Source organism: Streptomyces prasinopilosus (genome assembly GCF_001419695.1).
Lineage (GTDB): Bacteria > Actinomycetota > Actinomycetes > Streptomycetales > Streptomycetaceae > Streptomyces > Streptomyces prasinopilosus.
In genome coordinates this window covers 1-6,978 of record NZ_LIRG01000101.1, presented here as the reverse complement: position 1 = coordinate 6,978, position 6,978 = coordinate 1, and the positions used below count along the sequence as shown (strand labels likewise).

The 6,978-nt window shown below is 68.9% G+C and carries 5 protein-coding genes; 4 read left to right on the top strand and 1 reads right to left on the bottom strand.

Annotated features, from left to right (window positions below; translation table 11 throughout):
- Window positions 1–1,437: sugar ABC transporter ATP-binding protein (locus AOK18_RS05615; protein WP_055693589.1), on the top strand; the 1,437-nt coding region annotated here is incomplete at its 5' end.
- Window positions 1,434–2,678 (top strand): multiple monosaccharide ABC transporter permease, encoded by a 1,245-nt coding sequence (gene mmsB, locus AOK18_RS05610; protein WP_055572800.1) that lies wholly within the window; start codon window positions 1,434–1,436, stop codon window positions 2,676–2,678. The genes AOK18_RS05615 and mmsB, both read left to right, overlap by 4 nt.
- A gap of 13 nt (window positions 2,679–2,691) precedes the next feature.
- On the opposite strand, the gene AOK18_RS05605 is transcribed toward mmsB, so the two are convergent.
- The gene (locus AOK18_RS05605) at window positions 2,692–3,936 is read right to left on the bottom strand and encodes an RNA-guided endonuclease InsQ/TnpB family protein (protein ID WP_055693588.1); all 1,245 of its coding nucleotides are present in this window, start codon (window positions 3,934–3,936) and stop codon (window positions 2,692–2,694) included.
- A 381-nt stretch (window positions 3,937–4,317) separates the two neighbouring features.
- On the opposite strand from AOK18_RS05605, the gene AOK18_RS05600 reads away from it, so the two are divergent.
- Together AOK18_RS05600 and AOK18_RS05595 are read left to right on the top strand one after the other, a co-directional pair.
- Entirely contained in the window at window positions 4,318–5,478 is a 1,161-nt protein-coding gene (locus tag AOK18_RS05600) for an aldose epimerase family protein (protein ID WP_055693587.1), read from the top strand.
- Between the two features lie 240 nt (window positions 5,479–5,718).
- A partial coding sequence (locus AOK18_RS05595) for a pyridoxal phosphate-dependent aminotransferase (RefSeq protein ID WP_055693586.1) occupies window positions 5,719–6,978 on the top strand: 1,260 nt, incomplete at its 3' end.

Here is a 6,978-nt window from a genome sequence, read left to right as displayed (position 1 = left end):
GCCGGCAAGTCGACCCTCATGAAGGTCCTCTCCGGCGTCCACCCGCACGGCACCTACGAGGGGGAGGTCCTCTTCGAAGGGGCGCCCTGCCGGTTCAAGGACATCAGGGCCAGCGAGCAGCAGGGCATCGTCATCATCCACCAGGAGCTCGCCCTGGTGCCCTACCTCTCCCTCGCGGAGAACATCTTCCTCGGCAACGAGCACACCCGGCGCGGCCGCATCGACTGGCACGAGACGCTGCGGCACGCGACCGAACTGCTGCGCCGGGTGGGGCTCGACGACCACCCGGACACCCGGGTCGCCGACATCGGCGTGGGCAAGCAGCAACTGGTGGAGATCGCCAAGGCGCTGTCGAAGAAGGTGAAGCTGCTCATCCTCGACGAGCCGACCTCGGCGCTCAACGACGAGGACAGCGGCAAGCTGCTCGACCTGATCCTCCAGCTGAAGGAACAGGGCATCACCTCGATCATCATCTCGCACAAGCTGAACGAGATCCGCGCGGTCGCCGACTCGGTGACGATCCTGCGGGACGGGCGGACCATCGAGACGCTCGACGTGAAGGCCCCGGAGACCACCGAGGACCGGATCATCAGCGGGATGGTCGGCCGCGACCTCGAGCACCGCTTCCCGGAACGGACCCCGCACCACCCCGAGGAGGGCACCTCCCCCGCCCTGGAGGTGCGCAACTGGACCGTGCACCACCCGATCGACCAGCAGCGCAAGGTCGTCGACGACGTGTCGCTGGAAGTCCGGCGCGGCGAGATCGTCGGCATCGCCGGCCTGATGGGCGCCGGCCGCACCGAACTGGCGATGAGCCTGTTCGGCCGCACCTACGGCCGGTACGCGGGCGGCACGGTCCTGCGGGACGGCCGGGAGGTCCGCACCAAGACCGTCCCCGAGGCGGTCCGGCACGGCATCGCGTACGTCACCGAGGACCGCAAGCACTACGGCCTGAACCTCATCGACACCATCAACCGCAACATCTCGCTCAGCGCGCTGGGCAAGGTGGCCCGGCGGGGCGTCGTGGACGAGCACGAGGAACGGCAGGTGGCCGAAGGCTTCCGGAAGTCCATGAACATCAAGGCGCCCACGGTCTTCGAGCCGGTGGGCAAGCTCTCCGGCGGCAACCAGCAGAAGGTCGTCCTCAGCAAGTGGATCTTCGCCGGTCCCGAGGTGCTGATCCTGGACGAGCCGACCCGGGGCATCGACGTCGGCGCCAAGTACGAGATCTACACGGTCATCGACCGGCTGGCCGCCGAGGGCAAGGCGGTCGTCTTCATCTCCTCCGAGCTGCCCGAACTGCTCGGCATGTGCGACCGCATCTACACGATGGCCGCCGGGCGGCTCACCGGGGAGTTCTCGCGGGCCGAGGCGTCCCAGGAATCGCTGATGCGCCGAATGACGAAGGACAAGAAGGACAAAGAGGTAACCCGATGAGCACGGATGTCACCGACAAGACCCCGGCCGCCGCGCCGCCGGGCAGGAACGGGGCGGGCGCCGGTGACGGTCTGCTCCGGCTGATGCTGGACGGCATGCGCCGCAACATGCGCCAGTACGGCATGCTGATCGCCCTGGGCCTGATCGTGGCGCTGTTCGCGGTGTGGACCGAGGGCGACCTGCTGCTGCCGCGCAACGTGTCCAACCTGGTGCTGCAGAACAGCTACATCCTGATCCTCGCGATCGGCATGATGCTGGTCATCATCGCCGGCCACATCGACCTGTCGGTCGGCTCGCTGACCGCGTTCGTCGGCTCGATGGCCGCCGTGTTCATGGTCCGCAACGACCTGCCCTGGCCCGTCGCGGTCCTGCTGTGCCTGGCGGTGGGCGCGATCGCGGGCGCGGTGCAGGGATGGTTCATCGCGTACGGCGGGCTGCCGTCGTTCATCGTGACCCTGGCCGGCATGCTCACCTTCCGCGGCCTGACCGAGATCTTCCTCGACGGGCAGACCCTCGGCCCGTTCCCCAAGGGGCTGCAGACCACCGCCAACGGCTTCCTGCCCGAGGTCGGACCGGACACGAACTACCACAACCTCACCCTGCTGCTCGGCCTCGGACTGATAGCCCTCGTGGTGCTCCAGGAGGTCCGCGACCGGCGCCGCCAGCAGGAGTTCGCCCTCGACGTCCTGCCCGTCAGGCTGTTCCTGCTGAAGCTGGTGGCGCTCACCGCCGCCATCCTCACCGTCACACTGCTGCTGGCCAGCTACAAGGGCGCCCCGATCGTGCTGCTGATCCTCGGCGCGCTGCTCGTCGGCTTCGGCTACGTGATGCGCAACGCGGTCATCGGCCGCCACATCTACGCCATCGGCGGCAACCTGCCCGCGGCCAAGCTGTCGGGCGTGCGGGACAAGAAGGTCACCTTCCTGGTCTTCCTGAACATGGGCATGCTCGCGGCCCTGGCGGGTCTGGTCTTCGCCGCCCGCTTCAACGCGGCCTCGCCCAAGGCCGGCCTCAACTTCGAACTCGAGGCGATCGCGGCCGCGTTCATCGGCGGCGCGTCGATGAGCGGCGGTGTCGGCACCGTGCTCGGTGCCATCATCGGCGGTCTGGTCCTGGGCGTGCTGAACAACGGTATGAACCTCGTCGGCGTCGGCACCGACTGGCAGCAGGTCATCAAGGGCCTGGTGCTCCTGGCGGCGGTCGGCTTCGACGTGTGGAACAAGCGCAAAGTCGGTTCTTGACATGCTCCCTGGCTTAAGGCCCAGGGGTTCCGGTCTGGGCCGTCTGACCCTTCCGGGGGCTTCCTGCTTCACCGCGCTGCGCGGGCACACGTGCCCGTCTTACCGGCACTCCACAGGCGTTTCGCGTCTCCGCCCGTCCGGCGGCGACGATGCGACGTCCTTCGAACAGGACGTTGCAGGCTGCGTTGTGGTCACGGTCGTGCACGGTGCCGCACGCCCCGCACGTCCACTCCCTCACGTGCAGGGGTTTGGGACCGTCCCGGAAGCCGCAGGCCGAGCAGATCTGAGAGGACGGGAAAGCACGGTCCACCTGAGCGAAGGTGCGGCCGTGCTTGACCGCCTTGTACTCCAGCATCCGGACGAAAGCGGACCATCCCGCGTCGTAAACGGACTTGGCAAGCCGGGTGCGGCCGAGACCGGACACCGCGAGGTCCTCCACGTACACCGCTTGGTTGTCGCGGATGATTTGTGTGGATGCCTTGTGCTGGAAGTCCCGGCGCCGGTTCGCGACCTTCGCGTGACAGCGTGCGACCTTGCGGCGGGCCTTGGCCCAGTTCTTCGATCCTTTCGTCTTCCGAGACAGCTCCCGCTGACCGCGCTTGAGTTTCTTCTCCGCCCGGCGCAGGAAGCGCGGGCTTCCGATCTTCCGCCCGTCGGAGAGGACTGCGAAGGCGGTCAGGCCGAGGTCGATACCGGTATCGGCCTCGGCCTTGGGGAGAAGGTCCGGTTCGGCGTCCACGACGAAGCTGAGGAAGTACCGTCCACAGCTGTCCCGGGTGACGGTCAACGACGTGGGTGCGGCCGGAAGCGGGCGGGACCACCTCACCGCCAGTTCACCGACCTTGGCCACATACACCGTGCCGTTCTCCCTCAAAGAGAAGGCGCCGGCGGTGAGACGGACCGACTGACGGGTGTCCTTCTTCGACTTGTAGCGGGGAGGGCCTGCCTTGCGGCCCTCCCGCTTGCCTTTGAGGCTGTCGAAGAAGTTCTTGTAGGCGGCATCCAGATCCCGCAGGGACTGCTGCAGGACAACCGCGGAGACGTCGGCGAACCAGGCGCGCTCGTCGGTGCGCTTGGCCTGGGTGATGCGCAGCCGGGACAGCTCCGCCGACGTCACGTACGGCAGCCCGGCCGCGTGCGCTTCCTTCCGGTCGCGCAGGCAGTCATTCCACACCACCCGGGCACACCCGAAGGCACGCGCCAGCGCACGGCGCTGGGAGGCATCCGGGTAGGCCCGGTAGTTATAGCGAAGCCGCACGAACCAAAACGCTACGGCTGTTTCCCTCCACGCGTCACGGAACAACGAAAGGCATATAAGACGCATTACTTCCATGAGGGAGAGATGCGCTTGACCTTTGTGACGCGGTACCGGCACGAGATGTCGACATGCTGCGCAGAGATCATGCGCACGGTCTGCGAGGAAGGAGGAACGAAGAAGTCCGGCGGGCGATCACGACTGCGTTCACCTCCTGATCCGCCACTCCGTCGAACAACAACCACGTGCGCTCCGAGGTGCACGTCAAACAGCCTCGAGACGCCTTCGCCCCCGGCGTATGCGCCAAGGCCTTCCGTAAGAGTTCTCGGTCAGTCAGCTCGGGCCCGCCGGACGGCGGGGCCCCTTCCCTTTCGGGAGTTGTACATGGAACTGAGCAGACGCACGGTCATCGCAGGAGCCGGAGCGGCGGCGGCCGGAGCGGCCGCCACCACCGCTCTCGGCGGTACGGCCCACGCCTCACCGGGCAGGGGGAAGCCGGCGCGGACCCTTTTCGGCCGGCTCGCCGACGGCACGAAGGTGCACAGCTGGTCGCTGGCCAACGGGGGGACCCGGCTGAAGGTCCTGTCCTACGGCGGCATCGTCCAGTCCCTGGAGGTGCCCGACCGCCGGGGCCGCCACGCCAACGTCTCCCTCGGCTTCGGCACGCTGGAGGAGTACGTCGCCTCCAGCCCGTACTTCGGTGCCCTGATCGGCCGCTACGGCAACCGGATCGGCGCGGGCCGCTTCACCCTCGACGGCACGGTCCACCAGCTGTCCGTCAACGACGGCGCCAACAGCCTGCACGGGGGCGAGCGGGGCTTCGACAAGCGGGTCTGGGACGTCGAGCCGTTCGCCGAGGGCTCCGACGTCGGACTGCGCCTGTCCTACGTCAGCGCGGACGGCGAGATGGGCTACCCGGGCACCCTGCGGACGAGGGTGACGTACACCCTCACCCGGCACGGCGACTGGCGCGTCGACTACGCGGCCACCACCGACCGGGCCACCGTCGTCAACCTCACCAGCCACGTCTACTGGAACCTCGCCGGTGAGAGCGGCGGCTCCGTGGCCGACCACGAGCTGTCCATCGCCGCCACCCGCTACACGCCGGTCGACTCGGGGCTGATCCCCACGGGCGAACTGGCCCGGGTCGGCGGCACCCCCTTCGACTTCCGCGGCGCCAAGCCGGTCGGCCGGGACCTGCGGGCCGCCCACCCGCAGATCCTGTACGGGCAGGGCTTCGACCACAACTGGGTGCTCGACAAGGGCGTCACCGCCCGCCCCCAGCACGCCGCCACCCTGCGCGACCCGGCCTCCGGCCGCACCCTGCGGATCGCCACCACCGAACCCGGACTGCAGTTCTACTCCGGCAACTTCCTCGACGGGACCCTCGTCGGCACCGGCGGGCGGGTCTACCGCCAGGGCGACGGGCTGTGCCTGGAGACCCAGCACTTCCCGGACTCGCCGAACCGGCCGTCGTTCCCCTCGACCGTGCTGCGGCCGGGCGGGACGTACCGGTCGACGACGGTGCACTCGTTCGACGCCTGAGCGCGGACACGGGTCCCGGTCGGCGCCGACCGGTCCCGGCGGACCACGGAAGAGGCCGGTCCGGGGGCACGGGACGCGCGAATCCCGCCCGGGGTTCATGCCGTCACACTTTTTTCACACCGGTTGAACGGCGCCACACAGCGCACCGTATGTACGGGTGGCCCGCGCTCCCCCGCGCGGGCCACCCACGCATGACGGGTCCGGCACGTCCCCGGCGGGCCCGCCGCACCCGGAGGTCCCATGGCCGACAACGTCACCTCGTTGTTCCGCAGCAACGCGGCGCACAGCCCCTCGATGGCTGCGCTGGCTCGGGAGAGCGACGGGGCCGGCCTGGTGGACTTCTGCATTCCCTGCAACCCCTACTTCCCCACCCCCGCCATGTTCGAGGAGATGGCGGCGCGGCTGCGCGAGATCATCACGTACTACCCGAGCAGTGCCGACACCATCACGGCCGAGCTGTGCAGCCTGCTCCGGCTCCCGCCGCAGTGCGTGGCGATGGGCAACGGCTCGACGGAACTCATCACCTGGATCGACCACCTGCTGGTCCGCGAGTCCCTCGCCGTCCCCGTCCCCACCTTCGGCCGCTGGACCGACCAGCCCATGGAGACCGGCAAGCGGGTCGACATGTTCCCGCTCCAGGAATCCGGCGGCTTCGCCCTCGACCTCGCCCAGTACGCGGAGTTCATCCGCGCGCGGGGCACCAGGGTCGCGGTGATCTGCAACCCCAACAACCCCGACGGCGGCTTCCTGCACAAGCACGCGGTCGTGCAGTTCATGGACGCGATGGCCGACCTCGACCTGGTGGTGATCGACGAGTCGTTCCTGGAGTTCGCCGACGCCGAGGTGGAACCGTCGGTGGTGCAGGAGGCGATGCTGCGCCCCAACGTCATCGTCCTGCGCAGCCTCGGCAAGAACTTCGGGCTGCACGGCATCCGGTTCGGCTACCTCGTCGCCAACCCCTCGCTCGCCGGCCGCATCCGTTCGATGCTGCCGAAGTGGAACCTCAACTCCTTCGCCGAGCACGTGGTGTTCATGCTGAAGGAGCACGGCACCGAGTACCGCCAGAGCCTCCAGCAGGTGCGCCGCGACCGGATGGACATGTCCGGCCAGCTCTCCTCCCTGCCCGGCCTGACGGTCTACCCGTCCCAGGGCAACTTCCTCTTCGTGCGCCTGCCCGTGGGCGCCGAGGGGACCGTGGTCCGGGACCGCATGCTCACCGAGCACCGGCTCCTGGTCCGCGAGTGCGGCAACAAGATCGGCTCGTCCAGCCGCTTCCTGCGTCTCGTGGTGCGTCCGCAGGTGGACGTACGCCGCCTGGTGTCCGGCCTGGAACAGGTGCTCTACGGGACCCCCAGGAGGGGAGCCGCCGGGCCCGAGCAGGCCACGGGGACCGGCTACAGCTCGGGCACGGCGGCGATAGACCGCCTGGTCAGCGAGACCAACGGCGCCGGCACCCAGGGCCTCGCCGCCCAGGCCGTCGGCGCCGGTCCGGGGGCGCCG

Coding starts and splice junctions, on each gene's coding strand:
- mmsB (WP_055572800.1), top strand. CDS start 1,434: ATGAGCACGGATGTCACCGACAAGACCCCGGCCGCCGCGCCGCCGGGC.
- AOK18_RS05600 (WP_055693587.1), top strand. CDS start 4,318: ATGGAACTGAGCAGACGCACGGTCATCGCAGGAGCCGGAGCGGCGGCG.